The 25,705-nt window shown below is 39.7% G+C and carries 29 protein-coding genes, 1 tRNA gene and 1 other annotated feature; of the genes, 11 read left to right on the top strand and 19 right to left on the bottom strand.

All coding sequences use genetic code 11. The features are described from left to right. Window positions 1-40 precede the first annotated feature (40 nt). Both QR40_RS27645 and QR40_RS27640 read left to right on the top strand, forming a co-directional pair. Window positions 41-640: an ECF transporter S component gene (locus QR40_RS27645; protein ID WP_044297699.1), complete on the top strand. Its 600-nt coding sequence runs from the start codon at window positions 41-43 to the stop codon at window positions 638-640. After that, the gene (locus QR40_RS27640; RefSeq protein WP_044297698.1) at window positions 640-873 is read left to right on the top strand and encodes a hypothetical protein; all 234 of its coding nucleotides are present in this window, start codon (window positions 640-642) and stop codon (window positions 871-873) included. Before QR40_RS27645 ends, QR40_RS27640 begins: the two co-directional genes overlap by 1 nt. Here the strand turns inward: QR40_RS27640 and QR40_RS27635 are convergent. Next, a complete protein-coding gene (locus QR40_RS27635) occupies window positions 842-1,384 on the bottom strand; it encodes an NADH peroxidase (protein WP_027295613.1) in 543 nt (180 codons plus the stop codon). The two genes, QR40_RS27640 and QR40_RS27635, sit on opposite strands and share 32 nt — an antisense overlap. A 601-nt stretch (window positions 1,385-1,985) precedes the next feature. Here QR40_RS27635 and QR40_RS27630 point away from each other — a divergent pair. Beyond that, window positions 1,986-2,663, top strand: coding sequence for a histidine phosphatase family protein (locus QR40_RS27630; protein ID WP_044297697.1), 678 nt, complete (start codon window positions 1,986-1,988; stop codon window positions 2,661-2,663). A gap of 122 nt (window positions 2,664-2,785) precedes the next feature. Here QR40_RS27630 and QR40_RS27625 read toward each other — a convergent pair whose 3' ends face one another. The 4 genes from QR40_RS27625 to QR40_RS27610 all read right to left on the bottom strand — a co-directional run bounded on the left by QR40_RS27625 (window position 2,786) and on the right by QR40_RS27610 (window position 5,195). Then, window positions 2,786-3,328 (bottom strand): NADH peroxidase, encoded by a 543-nt coding sequence (locus tag QR40_RS27625; RefSeq protein ID WP_027295615.1) that lies wholly within the window; start codon window positions 3,326-3,328, stop codon window positions 2,786-2,788. Between the two features lie 176 nt (window positions 3,329-3,504). Then, window positions 3,505-3,861: a hypothetical protein gene (locus QR40_RS27620; RefSeq protein WP_044297696.1), complete on the bottom strand. Its 357-nt coding sequence runs from the start codon at window positions 3,859-3,861 to the stop codon at window positions 3,505-3,507. Between the two features lie 238 nt (window positions 3,862-4,099). Beyond that, window positions 4,100-4,642 carry an NADH peroxidase gene (locus tag QR40_RS27615; protein ID WP_027295617.1) on the bottom strand — a complete coding sequence of 181 codons (543 nt, stop codon included), beginning with the start codon at window positions 4,640-4,642 and terminating at the stop codon, window positions 4,100-4,102. Between the two features lie 163 nt (window positions 4,643-4,805). Continuing rightward, on the bottom strand, window positions 4,806-5,195 hold the full coding sequence (locus QR40_RS27610) for a Fur family transcriptional regulator (RefSeq protein ID WP_027295618.1): 390 nt from the start codon (window positions 5,193-5,195) through the stop codon (window positions 4,806-4,808). Window positions 5,196-5,494: 299 nt separating this feature from the next. Between QR40_RS27610 and trxB the strand changes: the two genes are divergently transcribed. From trxB to QR40_RS27595, 3 genes are all read left to right on the top strand, one after another. Further along, complete coding sequence (trxB, locus tag QR40_RS27605) at window positions 5,495-6,415, top strand: thioredoxin-disulfide reductase (RefSeq protein ID WP_044297695.1); 921 nt, start codon at window positions 5,495-5,497, stop codon at window positions 6,413-6,415. Window positions 6,416-6,578: 163 nt separating this feature from the next. Further along, entirely contained in the window at window positions 6,579-8,138 is a 1,560-nt protein-coding gene (locus tag QR40_RS30405; protein WP_027295620.1) for a C40 family peptidase, read from the top strand. Between the two features lie 611 nt (window positions 8,139-8,749). Continuing rightward, window positions 8,750-8,953: a hypothetical protein gene (locus tag QR40_RS27595; protein ID WP_138004082.1), complete on the top strand. Its 204-nt coding sequence runs from the start codon at window positions 8,750-8,752 to the stop codon at window positions 8,951-8,953. A gap of 114 nt (window positions 8,954-9,067) precedes the next feature. Here QR40_RS27595 and QR40_RS27590 read toward each other — a convergent pair whose 3' ends face one another. From QR40_RS27590 to QR40_RS27545, 10 genes are all read right to left on the bottom strand, one after another. After that, the gene (locus tag QR40_RS27590) at window positions 9,068-10,762 is read right to left on the bottom strand and encodes an NlpC/P60 family protein (RefSeq protein WP_044297693.1); all 1,695 of its coding nucleotides are present in this window, start codon (window positions 10,760-10,762) and stop codon (window positions 9,068-9,070) included. A 222-nt stretch (window positions 10,763-10,984) separates the two neighbouring features. Further along, entirely contained in the window at window positions 10,985-11,602 is a 618-nt protein-coding gene (locus tag QR40_RS27585; protein ID WP_027295623.1) for a V-type ATP synthase subunit D, read from the bottom strand. After that, complete coding sequence (locus tag QR40_RS27580; protein WP_027295624.1) at window positions 11,602-12,993, bottom strand: V-type ATP synthase subunit B; 1,392 nt, start codon at window positions 12,991-12,993, stop codon at window positions 11,602-11,604. Before QR40_RS27580 ends, QR40_RS27585 begins: the two co-directional genes overlap by 1 nt. Window positions 12,994-13,005: 12 nt before the next feature. Further along, the gene (locus tag QR40_RS27575) at window positions 13,006-14,772 is read right to left on the bottom strand and encodes a V-type ATP synthase subunit A (RefSeq protein WP_044297692.1); all 1,767 of its coding nucleotides are present in this window, start codon (window positions 14,770-14,772) and stop codon (window positions 13,006-13,008) included. Then, complete coding sequence (locus QR40_RS27570) at window positions 14,765-15,361, bottom strand: V-type ATP synthase subunit E (RefSeq protein WP_052377932.1); 597 nt, start codon at window positions 15,359-15,361, stop codon at window positions 14,765-14,767. The genes QR40_RS27575 and QR40_RS27570 overlap by 8 nt, the downstream gene beginning before the upstream one ends. Window positions 15,362-15,366: 5 nt before the next feature. Continuing rightward, entirely contained in the window at window positions 15,367-15,675 is a 309-nt protein-coding gene (locus tag QR40_RS27565) for a V-type ATP synthase subunit F (RefSeq protein ID WP_027295627.1), read from the bottom strand. Between the two features lie 4 nt (window positions 15,676-15,679). Continuing rightward, window positions 15,680-16,123, bottom strand: a complete 444-nt coding sequence (locus QR40_RS27560) for an ATP synthase subunit C (protein ID WP_027295628.1) — start codon at window positions 16,121-16,123, stop codon at window positions 15,680-15,682. Between the two features lie 88 nt (window positions 16,124-16,211). After that, on the bottom strand, window positions 16,212-18,149 hold the full coding sequence (locus QR40_RS27555; protein WP_027295629.1) for a V-type ATP synthase subunit I: 1,938 nt from the start codon (window positions 18,147-18,149) through the stop codon (window positions 16,212-16,214). 20 nt (window positions 18,150-18,169) lie between these two features. Continuing rightward, window positions 18,170-19,204, bottom strand: a complete 1,035-nt coding sequence (locus QR40_RS27550; RefSeq protein WP_027295630.1) for a V0D/AC39 family V-type ATPase subunit — start codon at window positions 19,202-19,204, stop codon at window positions 18,170-18,172. A gap of 4 nt (window positions 19,205-19,208) precedes the next feature. Then, window positions 19,209-19,520, bottom strand: a complete 312-nt coding sequence (locus tag QR40_RS27545) for a hypothetical protein (protein ID WP_027295631.1) — start codon at window positions 19,518-19,520, stop codon at window positions 19,209-19,211. Between the two features lie 267 nt (window positions 19,521-19,787). Here QR40_RS27545 and trmB point away from each other — a divergent pair, with 267 nt between their 5' ends. Both trmB and QR40_RS31985 read left to right on the top strand, forming a co-directional pair. Beyond that, the gene (gene trmB, locus QR40_RS27540; RefSeq protein WP_044297691.1) at window positions 19,788-20,453 is read left to right on the top strand and encodes a tRNA (guanosine(46)-N7)-methyltransferase TrmB; all 666 of its coding nucleotides are present in this window, start codon (window positions 19,788-19,790) and stop codon (window positions 20,451-20,453) included. A 46-nt stretch (window positions 20,454-20,499) separates the two neighbouring features. Beyond that, window positions 20,500-20,643: a hypothetical protein gene (locus tag QR40_RS31985; RefSeq protein WP_156043000.1), complete on the top strand. Its 144-nt coding sequence runs from the start codon at window positions 20,500-20,502 to the stop codon at window positions 20,641-20,643. 27 nt (window positions 20,644-20,670) lie between these two features. Here the strand turns inward: QR40_RS31985 and QR40_RS27535 are convergent, their stop codons facing one another. Continuing rightward, the gene (locus tag QR40_RS27535; protein WP_052377933.1) at window positions 20,671-22,104 is read right to left on the bottom strand and encodes an AI-2E family transporter; all 1,434 of its coding nucleotides are present in this window, start codon (window positions 22,102-22,104) and stop codon (window positions 20,671-20,673) included. A 230-nt stretch (window positions 22,105-22,334) separates the two neighbouring features. Between QR40_RS27535 and QR40_RS27530 the strand changes: the two genes are divergently transcribed. Continuing rightward, window positions 22,335-22,407: transfer RNA gene (locus QR40_RS27530), tRNA-Lys, on the top strand. A gap of 162 nt (window positions 22,408-22,569) precedes the next feature. On the opposite strand, the gene QR40_RS33900 is transcribed toward QR40_RS27530, so the two are convergent. From QR40_RS33900 to QR40_RS27520, 3 genes are all read right to left on the bottom strand, one after another. Beyond that, a complete protein-coding gene (locus tag QR40_RS33900; RefSeq protein ID WP_081999077.1) occupies window positions 22,570-22,767 on the bottom strand; it encodes a tyrosine-type recombinase/integrase in 198 nt (65 codons plus the stop codon). Window positions 22,768-22,851: 84 nt separating this feature from the next. Further along, the gene (gene mutT, locus QR40_RS27525) at window positions 22,852-23,244 is read right to left on the bottom strand and encodes an 8-oxo-dGTP diphosphatase MutT (RefSeq protein ID WP_044297690.1); all 393 of its coding nucleotides are present in this window, start codon (window positions 23,242-23,244) and stop codon (window positions 22,852-22,854) included. Window positions 23,245-23,268: 24 nt separating this feature from the next. Further along, window positions 23,269-24,267, bottom strand: a complete 999-nt coding sequence (locus tag QR40_RS27520; protein WP_044297689.1) for a bile acid:sodium symporter family protein — start codon at window positions 24,265-24,267, stop codon at window positions 23,269-23,271. 75 nt (window positions 24,268-24,342) lie between these two features. Then, window positions 24,343-24,585: a binding site (T-box leader), on the bottom strand. A gap of 186 nt (window positions 24,586-24,771) precedes the next feature. Here QR40_RS27520 and QR40_RS27515 point away from each other — a divergent pair. Both QR40_RS27515 and nth read left to right on the top strand, forming a co-directional pair. After that, entirely contained in the window at window positions 24,772-25,038 is a 267-nt protein-coding gene (locus QR40_RS27515) for a thioredoxin family protein (protein ID WP_027295635.1), read from the top strand. Further along, window positions 25,035-25,679, top strand: a complete 645-nt coding sequence (nth, locus tag QR40_RS27510) for an endonuclease III (RefSeq protein ID WP_330373911.1) — start codon at window positions 25,035-25,037, stop codon at window positions 25,677-25,679. The genes QR40_RS27515 and nth overlap by 4 nt, the downstream gene beginning before the upstream one ends. Window positions 25,680-25,705: the final 26 nt, after the last annotated feature.

Here is a 25,705-nt window from a genome sequence, read left to right as displayed (position 1 = left end):
CTATGATATTCCCAAATTCAAAATGAGGAGAGGGAATATCATGCAGCATAAAAATCAAACTATTATGAAGCTGGCACAGACAGCGCTGTTAGCGGCACTGTGCTTCGTATCATTTACTTTTTTCCAAATTAAAATACCGATGCCGGGAGGCGATGCAACATCCATTCATATTGGAAATGCTTTCTGTGTACTGGCGGCATTGCTGTTAGGCGGAGGATACGGTGGTCTTGCAGGAGCTGTAGGCATGACGATTGCGGATCTCATGGATCCTATATATATTGTAGGAGCTCCCAAGACATTTGTTTTAAAACTTTGTATTGGGCTGATTGTAGGCCTTGTGGCACACCGTATAGCAAAAATTGGAGAAACCAGTAATAAAAAATATATTTTAAAGTGGAGCACTATCGCTTCCGTATGCGGATTAGGATTTAATGTAATCTTTGACCCGCTGGCCGGATACTTCTACAAACAGATCATACTGGGACAGCCTCAGGAAATGGCATCTGTTTTGGCAAAATGGAGTACGGCGACTACATTTGTAAATGCAGTTGTATCCACTTTATTGGTAGCAGTGTTATATAGCGCTTTACGTCCGGCACTGGGTAAAGCGGGATTGCTAGTTCAACCAGCAAAGGTTTAATGCTTAAAGGTATAATGCTTAAGGGTATAATGCTTAAGGGTATAATGCTTAAGGGTATAATGCTTAAGGGTATAATGCTTAAAGGTATAATACTTAAGGGTATAATACTTAAGGGTATAATGTTTAAAGGCATTATTTTAAAGAATAGAAAAGAAGCAGGTATCCACATCGGGATGCCTGCTTCTTTAGGAGAAGGATTAATTAACCAAAATATCTTTCTAATAAACCTTTGAAAGCTTTACCGTGGCGGGCTTCGTCTTTTGCCATTTCATGTACAGTATCATGAATAGCATCCAAATCCGCAGCTTTTGCACGTTTTGCAAGATCAAACTTACCTGCAGTAGCTCCATTTTCTGCCGCTACTCTCATTTCCAGATTTTTCTTTGTGCTGTCAGTTACAACTTCTCCAAGAAGTTCTGCGAACTTGGAAGCATGTTCAGCTTCTTCATAAGCAGCCTTTTCCCAGTATAATCCAATTTCAGGATAGCCTTCTCTGTGAGCAACCCTGGACATTGCCAGATACATACCAACTTCAGAACATTCTCCTTCAAAGTTTGCTCTTAAATCTGCTAAAATATCTTCAGAAACACCTTTTGCAATTCCAACAACGTGTTCTGCAGCCCAGCTCATATCGCCTTCCTGTTTTGTGAATTTACTTGCCGGCGCTTTACAGATAGGACATATCTCCGGTGCAGAATCTCCTTCATGAACATAACCACAAACATTACATACAAATTTAGCCATTTTTAAAATCTCCTTTTCATCTTTATATTTAGTTTAGGAAATAAAATTCCTTTTGTTATTAATAATAGTAATTATTACTGATATTAATATACTACAAATGATAGAATTTGTCAACAGGTTATTCTATATTTTTAAAATTATTTTCATCCGATAAATCTTATTCGTGATACAAGAGGTTTGAATTCACATTAAATGCGCCATCCAACAAACGGGAATATGTAACAGTGTAACGGTATTTACTAGTGAAATAGGAATCAATAAGTTTAGAGTGTATTTTGGTCAATATTTTTGGTATACTAGAACTACAGCGAACTGTTTATAAACGGATTAATATTCCAAACAATCTTATGAGTCATTACTTAAAATAGAGACTCCCTGCAAGTTTCCCACTCTCTTCTTTCCGAGCTTCCGTTTACTGCCACAAAGCTGGTTGGTTTTCTCATCTCAGCATGGTGAACTTACCAGATCACAGACTTAACTGGATGTAGGCATTATAAACATAAATATACTGTAGTAGAATGAAGAAACCGGCTTCAGTGATAAGATCAAGCAGCTTAATGCTAATAGCGTCATAAAAGAAAGATGAAAGGCTGGTAATATATTGAACGGAAAAGTAATATTTTACGTGACCAGACATGGGCAAACTTTGTTTAACCTTCTTGATAAAGTGCAGGGCTGGTCAGATACTCCACTAACCCAGCAAGGCATTCAAACCGCAAACCTTCTTGGGAATGCTATGAAAAAAATTAAATTTGAGTCTGTCTATACGAGCGATAGCGGACGTGCATGTGAAACAGCCACGCTAATCCTTAACCAGAATGAACATATTCAGCCACAGGTTAATCATGACAAACGTCTAAGGGAGTGGGGATTTGGAAGTTTGGAGGGGGAATCTAATAACTGGTTTATGGATACGATCCTGAATGGGCTGCCGCCTGATATTGGGTTTGAGCACCTTACAGACTACTTACCGCAGATTTCTGAAATTATCGTAAAAACTGACACTATAGGTTTTGCAGAACCATTTGGAACAATTGAAAACAGAATTAGTTCTATTTTTAAAGATATAGCAGAAAAAGTATCTGCTACTGGTGGTGGGCAAGTGTTAATTGTTACACATGCGTTTATAATAAAAACGATAGTATATCTTTACGCAAGACATCGTATTTCTGAAGTAGCCAAAGTAGAAAACGCTAGTATAACAAAAATAATATATCAAGACGGAAATTTTTGTGTAGAGGATATCAATAGTACTAGTTATACAGGCAGTACTACCTAACACTTGGAAGAGCAACAAAAAGCCATTGAAACCTCCTTCAAAGAAAGTTTCAATGGCTTTTATTACTTCACCAATAGGGCATGCCTGCCAGTTGATGCTATTAATCTTAACACAAGGGAATATTAGCCGAAGTATCTCTCTAATAAACCTTTAAATGCTTTACCGTGGCGAGCTTCATCTCTGGCCATTTCATGTACAGTGTCATGGATAGCATCCAGATCAGCTGCTTTTGCACGTTTTGCAAGATCAAATTTACCTGCTGTAGCGCCGTTTTCAGCAGCAACTCTCATTTCCAGGTTTTTCTTTGTACTGTCGGTTAAGACTTCACCAAGTAATTCTGCAAATTTTGCAGCGTGCTCTGCTTCTTCATGAGCAGCTTTTTCCCAGTATAAACCGATTTCAGGATAACCTTCTCTGTGAGCAACTCTGGACATAGCCAGGTACATACCAACTTCTGAACATTCTCCTTCAAAGTTTGCTCTTAAGTCTGCCAAGATGTCTTCAGAAACACCTTTTGCAATACCAACAACATGTTCAGCAGCCCAACTCATGCCTTCTTCCTGTTTTGTGAATTTGCTTGCAGGTGCTTTACAGATTGGACATACCTCCGGTGCAGAATCTCCTTCATGAACATAACCACATACATTACATACAAATTTAGCCATTTTATCAATCTCCTTTTTATTTTATGGGGTTTTCTTATAACCCTTATTTAATATTAGTAATTGTTACTGATATTAATATACTCCTTAACAGGTCATTTGTCAATAGGTATTTGGAAAAAATTTCAAATTATTGTGACTGTGATTATCTTAATAGTGGTTATGGTATTTCGATAGAATTATTTTCTTGGAAAAGTAATTCTGCGGGACCCCGGAATTTTATTCTGCTCCATAGAATCCAGAATTTCATCTATAAAATCTTCGTCGTCGTCCTCATCAAAATCATCATCCTCTTCGTCCTCGTCATCATCCTCGTAAAATGAATCAATTTCGCAATATGTAAATTGAGTCACATCTGCTTTATCGTCCTGATAAAGGGCAGAAATGATTTTTTCAGCCAATGGAAGGGATATTTTTATTCCAAAATCTTCTTCCGGTCCACAAAACTCTAAAATTTCTTCATCCATAAGATATTCTGCTTTGTTAACATCCATGACACTTAATAATTGATCCATATTTTTGTACAGTACTTTCATAGGTTGTTTTCTCCTTTTAAAATAGATATGTTTTAGCGCTTACCAATATTATGCATTATTTTGCGGGAATTGTCATCTGTTATTATAAAAAATTAATGATAATAATGTAAATTTTATGAAACATGAGCTGACTTCAAATATTGTGTGTCAAAAAAGCTCGAAAAATAAAAAAAGTATGTATCCTTAGTAACAAGAATACATACTTTTATATTTAGAGTATAGTGAAATGTTATCGTGATTAACCGAAATATCTTTCTAATAAACCTTTGAAAGCTTTACCGTGACGAGCTTCGTCTTTTGCCATTTCATGAACAGTGTCATGAATTGCATCCAGATCAGCAGCTTTTGCACGTTTTGCAAGATCAAATTTACCTGCTGTAGCGCCGTTTTCAGCAGCAACTCTCATTTCCAGGTTTTTCTTTGTGCTGTCAGTTACAACTTCACCAAGTAATTCAGCGAATTTTGCAGCATGCTCTGCTTCTTCATAAGCAGCTTTTTCCCAGTATAAACCGATTTCAGGATAGCCCTCTCTGTGAGCAACTCTGGACATAGCCAGGTACATACCAACTTCAGAACATTCTCCTTCAAAGTTTGCTCTTAAGTCTGCTAAGATGTCTTCAGAAACGCCCTGTGCGATACCAACAACATGTTCAGCAGCCCAGCTCATGCCTTCTTCCTGTTTTGTAAACTTACTAGCAGGTGCTTTACAGATTGGACAGACTTCCGGTGCAGAATCTCCTTCATGAACATAACCACATACATTACATACAAATTTAGCCATTTTTCAATCTCCTTATCTTATATAAATATTTTTTGTACCGACCCGGCAGTAGAATACCGGATCGATGAATAATTAGTTTGTATTTTGAATTTTAGAAATCAGTAACGATTACTGATATTAATTTATCATAACTCTTACATGAAGTCAAGCTTTTTTTGTGAAATTATGATTTTTTGATGCAATCCGGACAAACTCCCATAAAATGTGTAATATAGCCGTCTATTTTACCGGAAAAATCCTTTTGTGCGACATTGACGATTTCATCAATATTATCCATTTCTAAATCGAGCACACTGTGGCATTTCGTGCAGACAAAATGATTGTGTGGGTTTGTATTATAGTCAAAGCGGTCTGCGCCGTCTCCTGTTACAATTTTTGTGATTTCTCCCAAATCGGATAACAGGGCAAGGTTACGATAAACTGTTCCCAGACTGATCTTTGGAAATTGCTCCCTGATGTTCATATATACAGTGTCGGCAGTGGGGTGGTCTTTTCTGGTTGCTAAGAACTCTATAATAGATTCCCGTTGTTTACTGTATTTTAGAGTAGCCATGATTCACCTCCTTATAATAATGATAACGGTTACTGATTTTATTGTATATGATTATTTAACATTTGTCAAATGTTTTATTGATCAGTTTATATCAAATTATGCCTGATTTGCCTTGTTTTTTACTGATTTGAGTATAAATGAATCAGAAGGAGAGTGAACCGGTATTATTTGATTTTTGTATCAGATAAAAAGAGACCGTTTAAGTGAAAATAAGTAAAGGGTGACATATTTTATAGAACTGCGGTATAATACTAATATTAAGGTAAATACTGTAAATACAAAATAAGGAGTAGCAAACAATGGAAAAAAAATTTGATACAATTATAATCGGCTCCGGACCGGCAGGGCTGGCTGCGGCAATTTATGCAGAAAGAGCAAAATTAGAATGTCTTATTATTGAAAAAAATTATGTAAGCGGCGGTCAGGTAATCAATACTTATGAAGTTGATAATTATCCGGGCCTGCCAGGGATCAATGGCTTTGATATGGCCACAAAGTTCAGAGAGCACGCAGACGCTTTGGGAGCAGAATTTGTTACTGCAGAAGTAAGTGACATTATAATAGAAGAAACGGATCGGAAAGTTGTTACGGATCAGGGTGAATTCATTGGAAAAACGGTCATTTTAGCTGCTGGGGCGAGACACCGTAAATTAGGAGTTCCGGGAGAAGAAGAACTGGCTGGCATGGGGGTATCCTATTGTGCTACCTGTGATGGTGCTTTTTTTAAAAACAAAACAGTTGCCGTTGTAGGCGGCGGTGATGTTGCCGTAGAGGATGCAATTTTTCTGGCAAGAGTATGTGAGAAAGTATTCCTTATTCATAGAAGGGATGAGCTGCGTGCAGCAAAGATTTTGCAGGAGAAGTTGTTTGCATGTGGTAATGTAGAAGTCATTTGGGACTCTGTTGTTAACAGCATTAACGGAGAAGAAAATGTAGAGTCTGTAACAGTAACTAATATTAAAAATGAAAAAGAAGAGAAAGTTGCTGTGGATGGTGTGTTTATAGCAGTAGGAATTCTGCCTAATTCTGAGGTGTTTCAGAATATCGTGGAAACAGATGAGCATGGATATATTGTAGCTAATGAAGATTGTGTTACAAATAAGAAAGGAATTTTTGCAGCAGGAGATATTCGTACAAAAATGTTACGTCAAATTATTACAGCAGCCGCGGATGGTGCAAATGCCGTAACTTCCGTACAAAACTACCTTATATACGCATAAACAGAGCATCTGGCCTTCCATTATATTATTACAGATTTAAAAAATATATTATCGGCATTGACAAATCATGTAATATTTGTTATGATAGCAATGTAATAATTTTAATAATTTCGTAATAAATAATAATTGAAAGATAAGATATATTGGAGGTCGAGGATAAGTAATGAAGAAAAGGATGATGAAGATTGCAGCCTGTCTAATGGCAGCATCTATAACTTTTGGAAGTACTGGGATATTAACAATGGCTGCTGGTGCAGATGTACCTTTAGCAGGATTACAGGCTAAAGTTGAAGAAAATAAAGATGCAGGCCAGTCAACTGAGAATACTACCCCAGCCGAGCCAAGTAAATATGATGGACTTGCTATTGCGCAGGTAAATGATGATGCATATGTTAACATCAGAGATGCAGCGAGTACGGAAGATGGAAAAGTACTTGGTAAACTTTATAATAATTCAGCAGCTGAAATTCTCGGCCAGGAAGGTGACTGGTATTTAATTAAATCAGGCTCTGTAACAGGATATGTAAGCAAAGATTTTTTTGCAACAGGAGCAAAAGCAGAAGAACTTGCCAAAGAGGTAGGGGAAGAAGTTGCTACTGTTAACACAACAACATTAATGGTACGCCAGGATCCAAATACAGATTCTGATGTTGTTACACTTGTTGGTGATGCAGAAAAACTTCAGGTAGAAGAAGATCTGGGTGACTGGGTAAAAGTTTCGGTAGATTCTGATGTTGTAGGATATGTAGCAAAAGACTATGTAGAGTGCGATACAAAATTTGTGGAAGCAGAATCAAAGGAAGAAGAAGAAGCGAGAATAGCAGCAGAAGAAGCGGCTTATCTGGCGGCAGTAGAAGAAGCAAGAAAAGCTGACGAAGCAGCAGCAGCACAGGCAGCAGCTGAACAGGCAGAAAAAGATAAAGCCTGGTTAGAGTACTTAGATTCTCAGGAACAGGCAGCAGCAAATCAGGCAGCGCAGGAAGCAGCAGACGCACAGTCCGCAGCAGATGCATTAGCAGCACAGCAGGCAGCAGCAGAGCAGGAAGCAGCGGATGCAGCAGCGAAAGCTCAGGAAGCAGCTGATCAGGCGGCAGCAGAGCAGGCAGCAGCAAACGCACAGGCACAGGCAGAGGCGGCAGCACAGGCAGCAGCAGATGCACAGGCACAGGCGGATGCACAGGCAAAAGCGGCAGCAGATGCACAGGCAGCAGCGGATGCAGCAGCACAGCAGCAACAGCAGCAGCCTCAGACAGACGGAAGTCAGTCTGGTGGAAATACAGCAGATAATCAGGAACAGCAGTTTGGTGATACAACAGGCGGATCTACAGAGACACCGGATGCAGGACAGTCTTCAAACGCATCTGGGCTTAGACAAAGCGTTGTAAGTTTTGCATTACAGTTCGTTGGAAATCCATATGTATGGGGCGGTACAAGCTTAACAAACGGAGCTGACTGTTCAGGATTTACACAGTCTGTTCTGGCGAACTTCGGTATTAGTATTCCTCGAGTTGCAGCTTCTCAGGCAGGCAGCGGCAGAGCAGTAGATCTTGGAAGTATTCAGCCAGGCGACCTGTTATTCTACAATGGCGATGGTGGAATTGGACATGTATCTATGTACATTGGTAACAATCAGGTAGTTCATGCCAGCAGTTCTACAACAGGAATTATCGTATCTGATATGGGTTACAGACAGCCATGCAGTGCAAGAAGTTACTTAGATTAATTTGAATTAGGACCTTCACTCGAAAGAGTGGAGGTTTTTTTGATATGCGGCTGTTTATTCATGAATTTGTTTTATAAGATAAAACCGGTTTGCCTTGAGCATATTCCTGAGAGCAGACGAGGGGAGAGTGGAATGATTTAATATTTGCTACAATATGGCAAGGGAAAAAATTTAATACAATTCAAAAAATTCCTCACAATTCAAAGGTTATACAAGATGCACAAATTTTGTCGAAACTTGGTGAGAAGTGTAAAATCCGTGTGTATAACTGTGTCGAGTTATCCACATCGAAAATGTCGGAAATAGTGGCAAAATGGAGTTATACACTAAGTTATGCACATTATCCACATAAAAGATCGAATTTTCACAGGTTTACATAGTATTTTTTAGGAACAAATGTTTTGTAAAATGTGATAATTCGTATTTTTATGTGGAAAAAGAGCTGATTGGGTATTGACTTTTTTATCGTCTTAATATGGTTTTGAAAAAATGAAGATGATTGCCATTTTCAGATAATATGGATAATTGTGTATTAATTATTTTGGAGGGCGGGTATCTGGGTAAAGGAGTATATGGGACGGAGTTTAAGAGAGGAAACAAGATGTGTTGAGATGTATAAGAATAGGTTGCTTAGAAAGTGGGGGATTCAGGAAATAGACGATTTAAGAAGTAAAATAGTTAAGCTGGATGAAATGCAGAATGCAGGTAAATACCGCTGGCATATTATGATTTATAACGCTCTGATTGCCTGTTCTAAGGCAATTTATGAGCAAGGCATAAAAGTCATCACCAATACTCAAAATGAGGGCATATGAGGCGATTAAAGTGTAGAGAAATGGAATAGCGTTTCTTTGGATGAAATAAAAGAAGAACCAACTGTTATTAACAGTTGGTTCCGGAATATTTCGTATTTAATGATCTGTCGTTGGCTATGCCCAGTAGCGCATTGCCGAAACCGGTGTTGTATAGTCAAAGTCTGATATTATAATGCCGGTTGTTGCGTTGCTGGCATGAATGATCTGCCCATTACCAATGTAGATTCCTACATGCCCTACCGGGCTGTAATAGAATACCAGATCTCCCGGAAGCAGATGTCTCTTATCCGGTATCACAGATTTTCCTTTGTTATAGATACCACCCCAGGGTGAATAACCATTTGCCTGGTCTTCCGCAACTCTTGGAATGGATATGCCGAAGTGCTTCATTACGCTCATGGTGAATCCGGAACAGTCCGCCCCATTTGTCAGACTGGTGCCGCCCCATACATATGGGTTGCCGCGGAATTTCTTGGCATAAGCTGCGATTTGTTCGCCTTTTGTAGCATCTGCAGGAATATCCGGATCAATATATGCGCCGTCTGCATCGAATGTATAAGCTACACCGTTTACCATAATTGTAGCGGATGCAACCATAGAACCGTCAGTATTGAAATAATATGTATGGGTCCCGATATCCAATAAGCCGGTTTGCATCACTCCGTTTAAGTCAAAATAGAATCTCTTATTGTCAATTGTCTGCCAGCCTTTTACTGCGGCAAAATCACTGCCAAAGTAATAGCGTTTACTATCGACGGTTACCCAGCCTGTCACCTTATTATATTTTTTATCGTTATAATAAGTTTTTCCATTTTCATAAAAGAGACCTTTGGTGCGGGTTTGTCCATCACGGTATCCGCTTGCTGACACATGATACTTACCTACCCATTGACTGGAAGCCATGCTGCCATCACTCTGAAGATAACATTTCTTTCTGGTTGGTCCGTATGTCATCCATTTATTTTTGGCCATAACGCCATTTTTATCAAAGCAATACCACTTGTCGTCTAATTTCTGCCAGCCTGTCACTTTCTTGGCAGTTGAAGGGCTGAAATAATACCGTTCCCCTTTAATGGTTGCCCATCCGGTTACCATAGCGCCCTTTTTACCGGCGTACATTGTTTTTTTACTTAACCAGCGATTCTTTTTTACAATACCGGATTTAGAGGAGTAGTAGCGCTTGCGACCTACTTTATACCATCCCGTTTGCATTTTACCGGTTGATTTATTGAAATAGTATGAAGACCGGCCGATCTTTGTAAATCCGGTTTCCATCGCTCCTGTATCAGGATCCAGGTAATATTTCCCGTTTGGAAGAGTGAGCCAGCCTTTGGCTTTCACACCCTGATCGTTATAATAATACCAGGTCTTTTCGCTCTTGGACTGATACCAGCCATTTTTCTTCTTTTTTGAATAGGAACTTGTACCGGAATCTCCGCTGGAGGATAGTACTTTATTTCCATAGGCGTCAAATTCTACGCCGTTTACTCTGGTATTACGTGCCATAGACCCGTCAGCCGTTACATAAAAATTACCAATCCACGTATTTTTGGCCATTTTACCATTGGCTCTTAAATAGTACCATTGGCGGTCTGTGTAAACCCATCCGGTTTTCATGATACCCTGTTTATCAAAATAGTACCAATTTCCTTTTATCTTCTTAAAGCCAGTTGCATAGCCAAGTGTAGAATTCGTTGTGTACTGTCGTCCCTGATCCGTCACTTTCCAGGCCGCCTGAACATCAGGGGCAGGTATAGACGTAGCTAATATTCCTACCAGGGAAAGCACTACAAGAATTTTTTTCTTCATCCTATACTCCTTTGATATTTTCATTCTCTTTTAAATATTGCGAGTGTGTGTATATACGTTACAAATATATTACACTTCATTTAAAATAGTAGCCCATCTGGAAGGAAATGTCAATATTTATTCATGAAAAAGCAAAAGAAAAGTCCATATCTATGTATGTTGCACAGATATGGACGCCTGATTTTGTATGCTATGACGAAGTAATATTTGTCATATTTAGTATTATTTGGAATGCATACGTTTTATGACTTTCAGTCTTGTGAATTCTTCACGTTCTTTTTCTTCCAATGCATTTTGAATACTCTTTGTGAGTTCGGTGTAAGTAGGGATTGTAATGTTTTTCAAAGCATTGGCACGTTTTTGTGTCTTCTTGATATTGGTTGCAAGCCGGTATGCAGAATTCTCGATCATGGAAAGTCTGATCGTCAGTTCCTTTACTTTCTCGAAGGAAACCTTTGCTTCATCCAGTGACCGTTTCGTCGTATAATAGGCGTATGTTGGTTCATTTACGATGGGATCTGCCTCCACAAGAGGAATTTCAGTTCCCATAACGCTTCGCGTTTTTATACGAATGGAATTCTCAACCGGTACGGAGAAAGAAATCTCCTGTACATAGTTGATACCGTGCTCGATATTAGCTCTTTGGAGAGCAGCATAGGCGGTACGGAATGTTTCATCAATCTGTGATTGAATATCCTGCGCCTGGTCAATCAGCCCCATAATCTCTTTGATCAGGATATTTCTCTTCTTATCCATTAGATCGAAGCCCTGTTTTGCAAGAGCCAGAGAGTTCTTAGCTAATATTAAGTTACCCTTCGTAGGAAATGTATTTGGATTCATTAAATCACCTCTGACTCGGCAGGTTTGTAGTATTTATCAAGAACCTTTGTATCGATACGGTCAAGTTCTTCTCTAGGAAGCATTCCAAGAAGTTCCCAGCCTTTTTCCAGGGTATCGATAATGGAACGGTTTTCGTTTTCGCCCTGTCCAACGAATTCCTGTTCAAAAGATTTACCAAACTTTAAATAAATTTTATCGAGAGGAGACAGTTCGTCTTCACCGATAACGCTTGCCAGAGCTCTGGCATCTCCAACCTTAGCATAGCAGGAGAAGAGCTGGTTGGCTACGTCCTGATGATCCTCCCTTGTATATCCGGCTCCGATACCATCCTTCATCAGACGGGACAGAGAAGGAAGGACGTTGATAGGCGGATAAATTGCCTGGCCATGTAACTCACGGTCCAATACGATCTGTCCTTCGGTAATGTAACCGGTGAGGTCAGGGATCGGATGAGTAATATCATCATTTGGCATGGTCAGAATCGGGATCTGGGTTACAGAACCGCTGATGCCCTGTACAATTCCGGCTCTTTCATAAATCGTTGCCAGCTCACTGTATAAGTAGCCAGGGAAGCCTTTTCTGCTTGGGATTTCACCTTTCGATGAAGAAACCTCACGCATTGCTTCTGCAAAAGAGGTCATATCCGTTAAGATAACCAGGATATGCATGCCTTTTTCAAAAGCCAGATATTCAGCTGCAGTAAGAGCAACCTTCGGTGTGATCAGACGTTCAACGACCGGGTCGTTAGCCAGGTTTAAGTACATAACAACGTGATCGGAAACACCGCTTTCCTCGAAGGTTTTGCGGAAGAATTCTGCTACGTCATATTTAACACCCATAGCGGCAAAAACGATAGCGAATTTTTCATCTGAGTTATCACCGAGAGAAGCCTGTTTTACGATCTGTGCCGCCAGTCTGTCATGGGGAAGACCGTTTCCTGAGAAAATAGGAAGCTTCTGTCCACGGATCAGTGTGGTCAGTCCATCAATTGCAGAAACGCCGGTACGGATATAGTTACGCGGATATTCACGGGTTACCGGGTTTAACGGAAGACCGTTAACATTTAATTTAACTTCGGGTGTAATTTCTCCGAGGTCATCGATCGGCTGACCGATACCATTGAAAGTACGTCCCAGGATATCCGGAGATAGTGCGATCTCCATTGGATGTCCGGTTAATTTTGTATGGGTATTTTTCAGGGACATATTCTCATTTCCCTCAAATACCTGAATGATTGCTTTATCTTCATACAGCTCTACGATACGGCCCAGTTTCTTTTCGGTTCCTTCTACTGTAATCTCAACGATTTCTTCGAAAGAAGCATTCTGGACTCCTTCTAATACAATAAGGGGGCCGTTGATCTGACTAAGTCCTAAATATTCAATTGACATGATTTAACCCTCCTATGCATTTTTAGCTAAAACTTCATTATAAAATTCGTCGATTTCTCTCTTGTAGTCGTCGAATTTCTCCAGATGATCGTTTGGAACATCATATTTAATAGAAACAATTTTGTCAAAAATGTTGCTTTCTTTTAAGATGGACATTGGCATTCCCATAGTAACCAGGGCTTTTGCTTTTTTATTCAGGTAAAGAATAATTCCCATCATTTTGAACTGTTTGGTCATCGGAACGCAGGTATCATCTTTGTGGAAAGCATTCTGCTGTAAGAAACCGAGACGAATTACCCTTGCGATTTCCAATGTAAGCTTCTGGTCATCCGGGAGTACGTCACCACCAATCAGTTTAACGATTTCCATTAAACTGCTTTCCTGGTTTAAGATTGCCATAATCTGATTACGGTTATCTACAAAGTTTGGATCTACGTTGTCTTTGTACCATGGACCAAGGTCTGTCAGATATTCACTGTAGCTGGTCAGCCATTGAATAGCGGGGAAATGTCTTGCATAGGCAAGGGATTTATCAAGTCCCCAGAAACATCTTACGAAACGTTTGGTATTTTGTGTAACTGGTTCGGAGAAATCACCACCCTGAGGAGATACAGCTCCGATGATAGATACGCTTCCTTCTGTTCCATTTAAATTCTGCATAAGTCCGGCTCTTTCATAGAAAGCAGATAATCTGGATGCCAGATATGCCGGGAAACCTTCCTCAGCAGGCATTTCTTCCAGACGTCCTGATAATTCACGAAGAGCTTCTGCCCAACGGGAAGTTGAATCGGCCATGATCGCAACGTCATAACCCATATCACGATAATATTCAGCCAGTGTAATACCGGTGTAGATAGAAGCTTCACGGGCAGCAACAGGCATGTTGGATGTATTTGCAATCAGAGTCGTTCTGTCCATCAAAGGATTGCCGCTTCTGGGGTCAACCAGTTCCGAGAATTCTTCCAGAACCTGTGTCATCTCATTTCCACGTTCACCGCAGCCGATATAGATGATAATGTCGGCATTGGACCATTTTGCGATCTGATGCTGTGTCATGGTCTTACCGGTTCCGAATCCGCCGGGAACAGCAGCCGTACCACCTTTTGCAATCGGAAACATAGAATCAATAATACGTTGTCCGGTAATTAAAGGTTTGCTTGCAGCATAACGTTTTTCGGTTGGTCTTGGAACACGAATCGGCCATTTCTGTGCTAAGGATAATTTTCTTTCCGTACCATCCGGTAACTGAATGGTAACGATTGGATCAGTAATGGTATATTGTCCGTCTTTCACAACATCTAAAATAGTACCCTTCATATTTGGAGGAACCATTGATTTATGTGTGATAGCAGGAGTTTCCGGTACTTCAGCGATAATGGTACCGCCGCTTACGGTGTCGCCCGGTTTTACTGTGATATGTACGTCCCACAGTTTGGAAGTATCCAGAGAATCAACACTTACACCACGGTTAATATATTTACCCGAGTTTTTAGCGATCTCACTAAGAGGACGTTCAATACCATCAAAAATATTATTCAGAATACCAGGTCCCAGTGTTACGGAGATTGCATCGCCGGTGGCGATTACTTCTTCACCCGGTTTCATACCGGTTGTTTCTTCGTAAACCTGCACGGTAGTGGTATCGGTTGTTAAGCTGATGACCTCACCAACTAATTTTTCCTTACCAACATAAACCATCTCAGCCATTTTGAAGCCGGTGTTGCCTTTTAAATAGACAACAGGTCCGTTGATACCATATATAATGCCTGTTCTAGTCATGGGTCATACCTCCGTCAAATGTAAATTCTGCCTTTGCCTCTTCTAATTTTGTTGCAAAGGAATTATCAATTAATATATGCCGGTCGGCAAGAACTGCCCTTGTACCGCCCATAAACGAATATTCAGATAAGGAAACCTGCTCATTCGTTGAGGCGCCCAGACTTAATTGCTTGGAAGAGTCGGCAGGGTCAATATAAATGATAACGCTTCCGTCTCCAGCGAGTTCTTTTATTTCATGAATCTGATTGACTAATAATTTATCATAGGCAGGAGAAGACATATAATCCTCCAGCATTGCCTTGACTTCTACAAAAAGCTTTTCTTTTAATTCATTATGCTTTTTGGTTATTTCTCGTTTTATTTGAAGCTGTTCCTTTGAAAGAGCCATATTGTTTGCTCGTTTTAAGCTTTCTGTCTCAGTTTTTATCTGAAGGGCAGCCTGCCGTTTTTTAGCAGTCACATGCTCAGTTTTGATTTTTTCAAGAGCAGTTTTATGTTCTGATATAATCTGAGTTGCCTGTTCTCTGGCATTTTCTAAGGAAGATTCTTCGAAATGTTTTAACTTTTCTTCGGTTGTCAAAATCTTCACCCTCTTTACAATTTTATTCCAATGGCTTCATTTACGTAAGAAGTGATAAAGTCCGGCTTACGTCCCGTACCATGCCTATCCGGTATTTCAATGATAAGTGGAAGTCTTCGGTTTAGCTTTACATCGTCAATAATTTCCGGGAATTCCCGGCCGAATTTCTCTGTAAGCAGGATGATGCCAATTTCTTTATTGGCAACCGTGCGTTCCAGGGCTTCCCTTACTTCGGGTTTCTCATGAACAACGCATCCTTCCACTCCTGCTAGTCTCATACCGGTATAAGTATCTACATTATCACTGATTAAATACATCTTCATAGAATTATAATTTACCTAAGATCATGAAGGAGATGATCAGACCATAGAGGCAGACACCTTCTGCAAGACCTACGAAGATAAGTGATTTACCAAGAATACTCTGGTCTTCACTGATTGCACCAAGGGCAGCACTAGCAGCACTAGCAACGGCAATACCACCACCGATACAGGATAATCCGGTAACTAATGCAGCAGCAAGATAACCAAGACCTGCGGATAATCCGGGAATAGCTTCACCGGTAGCTTCTGCAGCCATTGCTGTAGATCCGTCGCCGCCAAATGCTATAATAGCACCGAGAACCATAGTTCCAAAGAAGAAGAAGCAATTGATACCTAAAGAAGTTTTATACCTTCCTTTATTTCTCTCGCCGATTAAAAATGCTCCGAAAGGTACGATGATGCTAAGAACCAATGCAATTACTAATACGATTGATGTTAATGTTGTCATTATATTATCCTCCTAAATAAAAAAATGTTTTTATATTCAAAAAAGTGCCTTTGGCAATTTTTGATTTAGATTTGTTTGGCGTCTTATCTTAGGCGGCCTTATCTTTTTTTGAAAATGGTTTGAATTCACGTCCGGTACCTTTGTAGAAACGGCTGAACATTTCATAATATTCAAGACGCAGTACCTGGATACCTACGATCAAACCTTCCATACCACATACGATCAGGTTACCGAGTATGATAACCAGCCAGTTCGGCGATCCGCCGTTTTCTGCACCGGCAAGCATAAGTACAACTTCCATCATAGCTCCGTGGCTGACTGCAAATGCGCCGATACGGACGAAGGAAAGTGTATTTGAGAAGTAGCTTAAAAGCACTTCAAACATTTCAAATATGGTCTGAACAATAAACATACCTTTTTCTTTTGGCAAAAAGTCAGTCTTTTTCTCAACCAGTTTGGAGAGAGGCTCTTTTAAAGCAATCAGAATTAGCGGAATGACAAACATAACGACTAATACGATACCTGCCGGTAAGGTGTTTCCTGTCATGAAAAGCACGATCACTGCAACGATTGCACCGTAGAATACCAGTCCTGCAAGACCGTTTGTATCAAACCAGGTGTTTTCAGCATCTTTTGCTTTAATACCATTAATAATATGAAAGATCATTGTTACAATAATCAGGAACATACCAAATGCAATTGCTACGATAAATACGGTATTTAAATTTCCGATAAATGGTATCGTTGACATATGGTTTACCGGACGGAGCCATATGGGCTCTAAAACATCTTCAAATCCGAATAAACTTCCAAACAGGAACCCGAATACCGTGGAAAAAAATCCGGCACAGCTGATGATCGCTGCCAGATCCAGTTTTTTAAATCGGTACAATAAAAATCCACCGATCAAAAGTAATAATCCCTGACCTACATCGCCGAACATGGCGCCAAAGATAAAGGCATAGGTAAGGCCTACGAATATTGTAGGGTCAATTTCGTTGTAAGCCGGCAGCCCATACATTCGGACGAACATTTCAAATGGCCGGAACAACTTAGGATTCTTTAATTTGGTGGGAGGAGAATTAACAATATTGTTATTGTCATCCTCTACAATACAGTATAGATTTTCATCCTCTGAGATATCCTGCTGGAAGGATCTTGCATCTTCTTCCGACATCCATCCGCATAAAATATAGAATATCTGTTTTGATTCCTTGGTGCAGGCTGCAAGCTTGCGGACATCAAAGTTTGTGGACAGTGCCTGTAACTTAGCCTGAGCCAGAAGCAGCAGTTCTTTGTGCTCTGTAAGGGCCCGGGTAATTTCTTCATTGCATTTCGCAATTTCTTTACTGTAATTATCAATATCTGCCTTAAGGTCATCATATGCCTCTTTTGGCGTTCCGGCATAATCATCAGGAAGATAAATACGTTCGAAATGCATGGAAGAGTAAACCGCATCTATTTTGGATGCCTGGGCGGCAGGTACAAAGTAGACGCCCCATACGTAATCTTCATCCGTATGGCATTTGTAAAATACCGTATCAAAATCGTCGTAGACATATCGTTCTAATTTCGTATAGTAGTCATGGGCAATTTTACCAAATCGGTACTTAATAAATTTGAATTCCAATACGGCATGTATGTTATATTGAAATTCTAAGAATGGCTCGATTTTCTGAATGGAGGCTCTTAAGGACTCCCTTTTGGCATCCAGTTCATTTCGTTTCGTGCGGATATCGCCAATTTTGGTATCCAGTTCATTCACAACATCCAATGCTTTTTCAAGGGTGATATGTTTGGTAGTCGTAAAATGCGGATCTTTCACAAGCTCAGCATATTCATTTGCTTTTATGAGCCATTCACGATATGGATTGATTTCCATAAATGGCCTTAAATGTTCAACCGTTTTTAAATCAGATAAGGCGTTCTCCAAATGAATTTCGTATTTGGACAAGTATTCGTTTACCACACGGTCGATATCAGCCTTGGGTCCCGTAATACTCAAAAATTTCATTTTGACAATCACAAGTTACACCTCCTCTGCTTTTAAAGAATATAGTCTAGTGTCTCGTTTGGATCAATACCATAACGGACACACTCTAAAGCGGTTGTAAGTTTGTCAATTTCATGCTCTTTCTCATAGAGATAGGAGATGATGGTTGCTACTGAATATGGATCTTTTTCAGCGTTTCCCCTCTGAACTTTCATACGTATTTTGTTGTACATCGGTTCAATTGTTCTTACGCCATAGCCTTCATAATGCTTTCCATAATAAGTCTTCTTAAGGGCTGTATCGAATTCATCCATTGTGGGTGCTTCGACAAGATCATGGATATCTGCCTTTTTCAGTTTATACTGAACAGGGATCAGTAATGCATAGATCTGAGGACCTGACATATTATAATATTTCTTAGAACGGAAAATCCATTCTATATTAAGTAAGTCCATCTTGGTGCCATAGGCGGCAGTTACACTTTTCAATGCATCTTTTTTCAGAAGTTTGTCTTTTTCTTTCCAGAACTTCTTAAAATAGAACAAATCCAATGCCATGCCATAATCCCAAAGAGTTGGATTTGAAACATTGGACAGCCTGTTCAGACAATCATAGAACATGCTTCCTTTTAAATTTGAAACCAGCTCTTCCAATGTGGTACAATTTGATAATTTGGTGATGTCAATGTCAGAGTGCTTTTCGAAGAAATCTTTAAAAATCGTTAAATCCAGTTCCATGTCACGGCGGTCAAATACCATTCTCAGACAACTCTTCAATATAGCGACTTCATATCGCTTGAAGTACATATCCAGGAACTTACGCTGATACACGGTGGCAAACCGGTAGATTTTCTGGAAATCCACATATACGGCATTCTGCAGTATTTTTTCAATGTCGTTACGATGCAGAGACGCTTCATCCGCGTGCGCAAACAAATCGTGATAACCGGGATGCTTCTTTATAAAGCTAAGGGCATCGGTGACAGTTGCCATAGAAGCCAGTTCACGGTAATTTTCCTCTGTAAACAGACGACTTCTGATTGCACGTATTTTGGTGGTGGTCCCGCTGTAAGCTAACAGGTTTCCCATATGATTACCCCTCTACTAGTTTTTTTAATACCCCGGCAGCTAATTTTTTGTGGTTTACATTATAATCAGCTTCCAGATTCGTTACCAAACGCTGAGTCTCAGTTTTTAGCTTGGCAAGGTCTTTTTCCATTTCCTTTTGAAGATCTGCTTGCAGCTGCTTGAGCTTTTGTTCGGTATCTGCATCTACTTCGGCATCATATTTTTGTAATTCGTCATGTAGCTCATCGTCCAGTTCTTTTTTCTGAGCGTTTGCTTCATCGATAATCCTGACAGATGCTGCCTCGATTTCAGATAATCGGTTCACAACCATATCCATAATTCATGCCCTCCTATCTATTCAATATTCATTATATAATCATACACCATTTTCAAAAAAAATCTATAATAAATTTACCAAAATTAAAAAAAATATAATTTATTTTTTGTATATTATTAAGTTTTGTGTTACAATCATTCTTGGCTATACAGTAAAAGTGCTTCTTAGAAGGCTTGACAACTGTGAAATGTTTACAAAAGACAATTTTAAAAACATCAGAAAAAAATAATAAAGTAAGGAGAAGCATGAATTTCATGCAGAGAAATTATGAGATTGAGAAATATTCCAAGAGCAGATGAAATTATAGCAGAGAGCAGTTATGTAATCCAAGATGCTAAAACGGTGAGAGGCGCATGGAAACAAGCATTTGGCAACGATCACCCGATTCATATAGAAGTTGGAATGGGGAAAGGCAGATTTATAACCCAGATGGCATTCGATCATCCTGAAATAAATTATGTGGGAATCGAAAGGTATTCCAGTGTTCTTCTCCGGGCGTTGGAAAAAAGAGAAACTATGACTGAACTTCAGAATTTATTTTTCCTGTGTATTGATGCCAGAGAACTGCCTGAAATCTTTGCAGAAAATGAAGTGGAACGCATCTATTTGAATTTTTCTGACCCGTGGCCTAAGGACCGGCATGCTAAAAGGAGACTCCCCTCCAGAGAGTTTTTGAACCGTTATGACAAGATTCTGGTGCCGGACGGGACCGTTGAATTTAAGACGGACAACAGAGGACTTTTTGATTTTGCCTTAGAAGAAGTAGAACCTGCGGGGTGGATCCTCAAAGCATGTACTTTCGATCTTCATCACGATGGGGTTTTGTCAGAGGGGAATGTAATGACAGAATATGAAGAAAAATTCTCGGCCCTTGGCAATCCAATTCATAAAATGATTGTGTGCAGAGAGAAAAATGATCCTGCACAGGATTAAAGAGTAAGAATATACTATAGTAAATGCTTGTTATGGATGTGAAAGCATGATAAAGAATAAAAGCCTGAAACAAAAAGTGGGAATGTTCTTCAATGATAAAACAACAATGGACCGCCAGCTTCTGGCACTTAAGAAATCCGTTGATGAAGTGAACAAAAAATTAAAAGGTGAAGATAAGAAGAAAGGGTAATCTGCCGTTTGGCGGATTACCCTTTTTCTATTCAATATTAAAATTATGACTGTCCTTAAAATTCCTTTTTTCAAGCCGGTACTGTAGAAAACGGTTCAGAAGATATCTTAAAACGGCTATGACAGGAACGCCCAGGAACATACCCAGAACACCGGCAATACTTCCGCCTATGGTAATGGCGAATATAATCCACAGCGGCTTCAAACCGGTTGAATCTCCAAGAATCTTGGGTCCCAGGATTAAACCGTCAAACTGCTGCAGTACCAATATCAGTATTGCAAAGATCAGGGCTTTAATCGGGCTGACCAATAACATGATTAAAACTCCTGGTACCGCACCGATAAATGGACCGAAATAAGGGATCATGTTTGTTACGCCTACGATGGCACTGATCAGTACGGCATATGGAAGTTGGCAAAGGCTCATAATTACAAAGCAGAGCAGCCCGATAATCAGGGAGTCAATCGCTTTTCCGATAATAAAACTGCTGAACAGCTGGTTGCAGGTTTTTAACGTATCAATAGTTGAACTGATATGCTTTACCGGAACAAATGCATAAATAATTCCTTTTATGGAATTCAGCAGCGGTTTCTTGTCAGAAAGCATATAAATCGATACGATAATGGCAATTACTACATTTAAAATCCATTGTAAAATTGAAACGGATACGGTATATAGTGCCGGAACAAGGTTTGTGGCAAAATCTTTTAAATAGGTTATAAAGTTCGGTATGGCATCATTAATTGCTTTTCGGATTACTTCCACATCCAGATTTGGGAAATGTTCCTCCAGGTTATCAAAGAAGTGGTAGACGTTATCCACCGTTGTAGGAACGTAATTTACCAATTCTGTAATACTTTCTACGATCTGCGGTACTACAAAAAGCAGTGTGACAATAATCAGTCCCAGAAGCAGAATGTATGTAGTAGCAATGGATAACCCCAGGCATACGGACTTTTTGTTGATTCTGCAAATTCTGTGATAAAACTCATATACCTTTTTCACTGCCGGATTCAATATGAATGCGATTAATGCACCAATGAAAAATGGCATCAGAATGTTTGTGACATCCTTTAAAAATTTTAATGTACCATCCAGCGAAACAAAAATCTTGACGATAATGGCACCAAAAAAAATAACGGCTATAGCATAAACACATATGGTAAAATAGCGGTTGCTGGCATGAAACTTTCTGTTTGGATATTCCGGATCATAAGGTTCATGTGGAAGGTTATAATTATTTTCATTTTTACTTGAGGTACTATTTTTCATTTCTGATTCATCCTGATTATCACTGTCATTTTTCTGTGATCCATCAGCTATAAAATTATCCAAACCAGAATCTTCCTGATCGGATGAAGCAGCAATATCATCGGTTTTCTTTCTGTGCTTCCTTCTTAATAGTGTATGCTTGTTGTATTCTTGTGAAGCTTCATGCTTTGTTGACTTTTCATTGTCCATATATACCTGTGCACCTCAAATTCCCTTAATAATTTCTATAAAAAAATGTCGCTTTACGCGTATTTTTCCCTAGTCTATATCCATTATAAATGGTTTGTGAAAATCAATCAAGGGAATACAAAAAAATATTTCTTATATTTTTATAAAAAAATACTTGCAATTCTCGAAATTATATAATATAATATCCCTTGCGTTGAGGAATTACCTTAACACAAACAAAATAAAGACAAGCGCTTTTAGCTCAGCTGGTAGAGCACCTGACTCTTAATCAGGGTGTCCAGGGTTCGAGCCCCTGAAGGCGCATGAAACACTAGCTTTTTGGACGTATGGGCCTTGGGGCTGGTGTTTTTTGTTGGTTTAATGTCGAATATAGTAGAATCTAGGACTCTAAGAAATATAAAAAATGTATCCCGTTTTTTTCGCAGCCAGGTGAAGCCGGCTGGAAAAAGTGGGATACATTTTGTTTTAATAGGTAGTTTTGAAAAATACGGAATCTAATTTATAGATATCTGCATTTAGGATCATATACTGGTTAGCAAGATGTAGATAATTACGGGTTACATTATAGTCGTAATGTCCAAGGAGCAACCGCAGCATTTCTAAATTGCCACCGCCCATTATATAAGAAGTTGCAAAGGTATGCCGGAGTAGATGCGGATGCAGGCGCTCACTCTAAAATAAGGGTCTGTAAATGTAATTTTGAAACTTATTACATTTACAGACCCTTATTTGACAGGTATAAAACCATTAAAGAGTAAGCATTACCCTCAGTCCATCAATAACAGGTTTATTAGCCGGCAGCCATTCCACTGTATCCAGATGATCTTTGTCCAGCCATTTTGCACCATTATGCTCCAGCAGTGTAATGGTGCCTTTTTTTATACTGCAAACGTAGCAGTGCATGGTCAGGTGGAAATCAGGATAGTCGTATTCCGTTGACATAAACAGCTGTTCAGGGATTATTTCGACGGCTAGTTCTTCCTGAAGTTCCCGGATGAGAGCTTCCTCGTTGGTTTCTCCGGATTCAATTTTCCCGCCGGGAAATTCCCAAAGATTTATAAACTGCCCGTACCCCCTGCGGGTAGTAAGGATTTTGTGATCTTTCATTATAATTGCAGTTACGATTTCAACCTGTTTCATAAGTACCTCCAAAAAATTATTATTCTATGCAATACGCTCTCCCTCGCCATCTTCTGCTACTGTGTTACTTGGAATTCCCTTTTTTTCATCCAGTTTTGCGAAAAATCCTGCGAGTATCGTACCGGAAATGGAGTGCCATACGCAGGATACAGCGCTGATTAAAGCAGCCTGAGGAAGTGCTGCGAAATGAAGGGTTGCCAGGTTCGTGGCAAGACCGGCATTTTGCATACCTACTTCTATGGAAATAGTCCGCTTTTTAGCCACCGGCATTTTAAACAGGCGTCCAACGCTGTATCCAAGAAGATAACCAATACTGTTATGCAGCAATACGGCTATAAAGATGACAATTCCTGACTGGAAGAAGTTAGATCCCTGAAGAGATACAACACCGCCCACGACAAAGGCAAGTCCGGTGACGGATACACCGGGCATCAGCTCCTGAGCGTCTTTAAATGCTTTTTTCTTCCCGAAGAAATAGTTCAGGGCAAATCCCAGTGCAACCGGTATTAATACGGACTGGCAGATGGACTGAAACATACCAATAGCATCCACATTAATTTCCTGTCCGGCTAACAGAAGAACCAGGATTGGAGTTAAAATAGGTGAAAGTAAGGTGGAGGCGGTGGTCATGCCAACGGAATAAGGAACGTCACCGTGGCAGAGAAATGACATAATATTAGAAGAAACACCTCCGGGGCAGCATCCGACAAGAATAAGGCCGATCGCAATTCCATCCGGAAGACGTAACAGTTTTCCAACGCCAAAAGCCAACAGGGGCATGACAGTGTATTGGGCAAGTGCGCCAATAAATATATCCTGTGGGCGTTTTGCCAGAATTTTAAAATCATTTGCAGTCAGGGTAAGACCCATACCAAACATTATGATTCCGATAATAATCGTCTGGTTAGTGCCCCGGACCCAGGTAAAGAGCTGCGGTACAAAAAATGTGACTACTGCAACTGCGATTATAAATAATGATGTGTTTTTTGATAGAAATTTGCTTGTTTTTTTTAATACGTTCATAAATGTTTCCTCCCTGTTATTGGTTATGTGATAAGAAAGAGTTTCAGGACAATAAAAAAACTTCCTCCCGTATAAAAAAGGGACGAAGTCAATTCCGCGATACCACCCATATTCCATCTGTAAGATACAGACAGCTCTCATAACGTACATATTATACGTTCTCCGATAACGGGGACTAACCGGTACAGCTTACTTGCACAGGCTTTGGGCTGTAATTCTCCAAGATGATTTTCATTTGAATTCTGAACATCAGCTCACACCAGACGCTGACTCTCTGGGAACAGAAAACAATCTACTTTTTCTTTTCATAGAATCTAAACATTTTCTTATCTAAAAAAAGAATAGCGCCATACCATGTAAAAGTCAAGTACTTTTTTGCGTTATTAGTTTAAAGTAATGAAATAATGGAAAATGAAACTTTGGAAGACTTTTTCATCAAGTGATGATGGCGAAAAAAGTCGCTTTATGGTATAGTGAAAGAAAACAGATGAAAAGGAGACTGCCATGCAGAAAGTATTGATGATGATTTTAAAAGACTGCCCGCATTGCCATAAGGCACTGGCACTTATGGAGGAACTGAAAATGGAACATCCGGAGTATGGTAAGGCAGAGGTACGAATCGCAGATGAATCGGTAGAAACAGAGCTTGCAGATTCTCTTGATTACTGGTATGTACCCACTTTTTATGTGGGGGATAAAAAGGTTCATGAAGGTGTACCAACCAAAGAAAAGGTCGAAAATGTATATAGAGAAGCGTTGATGGGATTATGATGAAAAAATTACAGGTAAAGAAAATATTAGATAAACTGGATGAGCTGTATGGAGTGGATAAAGATGGATTTCTCCACAGGGAGCCCTGGCAGCTGCTTTTGGCGATTATGATGAGCGCTCAGAGTACGGATGCCCAGGTAGATCTGGTACTTCCTGCACTTTATGACAAATATCAGAAGGTAGAAGAGATGGCGGAAGCTGACATTGAGGAACTGGAAGGCATGATTAAAACCATCGGACTCTACCACAGTAAGGCAAAAAATATGAAAAAATGCTGTCAGCAGCTGGTAGCTGAGTACAATGGTCAGGTTCCGGACAACCGAGAGGATTTAATGAAACTAGCGGGAGTCGGAAGAAAGACAGCCAATCTTTTTATGTCAGACGCATATGGAGTTCCCGAGATTACGGTAGATACCCATGTTAACCGGATATCTAACAAACTGGGATGGGCGCACCATTCTGATCCTTTGAAAGTGGAATTGGAATTACAGGAGGTGCTTCCTGAGGATCATTGGATACGCATAAACATTCAGCTCATCCGGCATGGGCGAGCGGTTTGTAAAGCCAGAAAACCTATGTGTGGGGATTGCGCTTTGTCAAATTGGTGTGAATTCCAACTGGCGGCGGTAAAAGAAGTATAACAGATCAGGGATAACAGATAGGAATT

This window comes from Robinsoniella peoriensis (assembly GCF_000797495.1).
In the GTDB taxonomy this organism is placed as follows: Bacteria; Bacillota; Clostridia; order Lachnospirales; family Lachnospiraceae; genus Robinsoniella; species Robinsoniella peoriensis.
The sequence above is the reverse complement of the archived record's forward strand: the minus strand, read 5'-3'. Positions and strand labels throughout refer to the sequence as shown.

Excerpts from the sequence above, each read along its gene's own strand:
- QR40_RS27645 (WP_044297699.1), top strand. The coding sequence starts at position 41 with ATGCAGCATAAAAATCAAACTATTATGAAGCTGGCACAGACAGCGCTG.
- QR40_RS27640 (WP_044297698.1), top strand. The coding sequence starts at position 640 with ATGCTTAAAGGTATAATGCTTAAGGGTATAATGCTTAAGGGTATAATG.
- QR40_RS27635 (WP_027295613.1), bottom strand. The coding sequence starts at position 1,384 with ATGGCTAAATTTGTATGTAATGTTTGTGGTTATGTTCATGAAGGAGAT.
- QR40_RS27625 (WP_027295615.1), bottom strand. The coding sequence starts at position 3,328 with ATGGCTAAATTTGTATGTAATGTATGTGGTTATGTTCATGAAGGAGAT.
- QR40_RS27620 (WP_044297696.1), bottom strand. The coding sequence starts at position 3,861 with ATGAAAGTACTGTACAAAAATATGGATCAATTATTAAGTGTCATGGAT.
- QR40_RS27615 (WP_027295617.1), bottom strand. The coding sequence starts at position 4,642 with ATGGCTAAATTTGTATGTAATGTATGTGGTTATGTTCATGAAGGAGAT.
- QR40_RS27610 (WP_027295618.1), bottom strand. The coding sequence starts at position 5,195 with ATGGCTACTCTAAAATACAGTAAACAACGGGAATCTATTATAGAGTTC.
- trxB (WP_044297695.1), top strand. The coding sequence starts at position 5,495 with ATGGAAAAAAAATTTGATACAATTATAATCGGCTCCGGACCGGCAGGG.
- QR40_RS30405 (WP_027295620.1), top strand. The coding sequence starts at position 6,579 with ATGAAGAAAAGGATGATGAAGATTGCAGCCTGTCTAATGGCAGCATCT.
- QR40_RS27595 (WP_138004082.1), top strand. The coding sequence starts at position 8,750 with ATGTATAAGAATAGGTTGCTTAGAAAGTGGGGGATTCAGGAAATAGAC.
- QR40_RS27590 (WP_044297693.1), bottom strand. The coding sequence starts at position 10,762 with ATGAAGAAAAAAATTCTTGTAGTGCTTTCCCTGGTAGGAATATTAGCT.
- QR40_RS27585 (WP_027295623.1), bottom strand. The coding sequence starts at position 11,602 with ATGAATCCAAATACATTTCCTACGAAGGGTAACTTAATATTAGCTAAG.
- QR40_RS27580 (WP_027295624.1), bottom strand. The coding sequence starts at position 12,993 with ATGTCAATTGAATATTTAGGACTTAGTCAGATCAACGGCCCCCTTATT.
- QR40_RS27575 (WP_044297692.1), bottom strand. The coding sequence starts at position 14,772 with ATGACTAGAACAGGCATTATATATGGTATCAACGGACCTGTTGTCTAT.
- QR40_RS27565 (WP_027295627.1), bottom strand. The coding sequence starts at position 15,675 with ATGAAGATGTATTTAATCAGTGATAATGTAGATACTTATACCGGTATG.
- QR40_RS27560 (WP_027295628.1), bottom strand. The coding sequence starts at position 16,123 with ATGACAACATTAACATCAATCGTATTAGTAATTGCATTGGTTCTTAGC.
- QR40_RS27550 (WP_027295630.1), bottom strand. The coding sequence starts at position 19,204 with ATGGGAAACCTGTTAGCTTACAGCGGGACCACCACCAAAATACGTGCA.
- QR40_RS27545 (WP_027295631.1), bottom strand. The coding sequence starts at position 19,520 with ATGGATATGGTTGTGAACCGATTATCTGAAATCGAGGCAGCATCTGTC.
- trmB (WP_044297691.1), top strand. The coding sequence starts at position 19,788 with ATGAGATTGAGAAATATTCCAAGAGCAGATGAAATTATAGCAGAGAGC.
- QR40_RS31985 (WP_156043000.1), top strand. The coding sequence starts at position 20,500 with ATGATAAAGAATAAAAGCCTGAAACAAAAAGTGGGAATGTTCTTCAAT.
- QR40_RS27535 (WP_052377933.1), bottom strand. The coding sequence starts at position 22,104 with ATGGACAATGAAAAGTCAACAAAGCATGAAGCTTCACAAGAATACAAC.
- mutT (WP_044297690.1), bottom strand. The coding sequence starts at position 23,244 with ATGAAACAGGTTGAAATCGTAACTGCAATTATAATGAAAGATCACAAA.
- QR40_RS27520 (WP_044297689.1), bottom strand. The coding sequence starts at position 24,267 with ATGAACGTATTAAAAAAAACAAGCAAATTTCTATCAAAAAACACATCA.
- QR40_RS27515 (WP_027295635.1), top strand. The coding sequence starts at position 24,772 with ATGCAGAAAGTATTGATGATGATTTTAAAAGACTGCCCGCATTGCCAT.
- nth (WP_330373911.1), top strand. The coding sequence starts at position 25,035 with ATGATGAAAAAATTACAGGTAAAGAAAATATTAGATAAACTGGATGAG.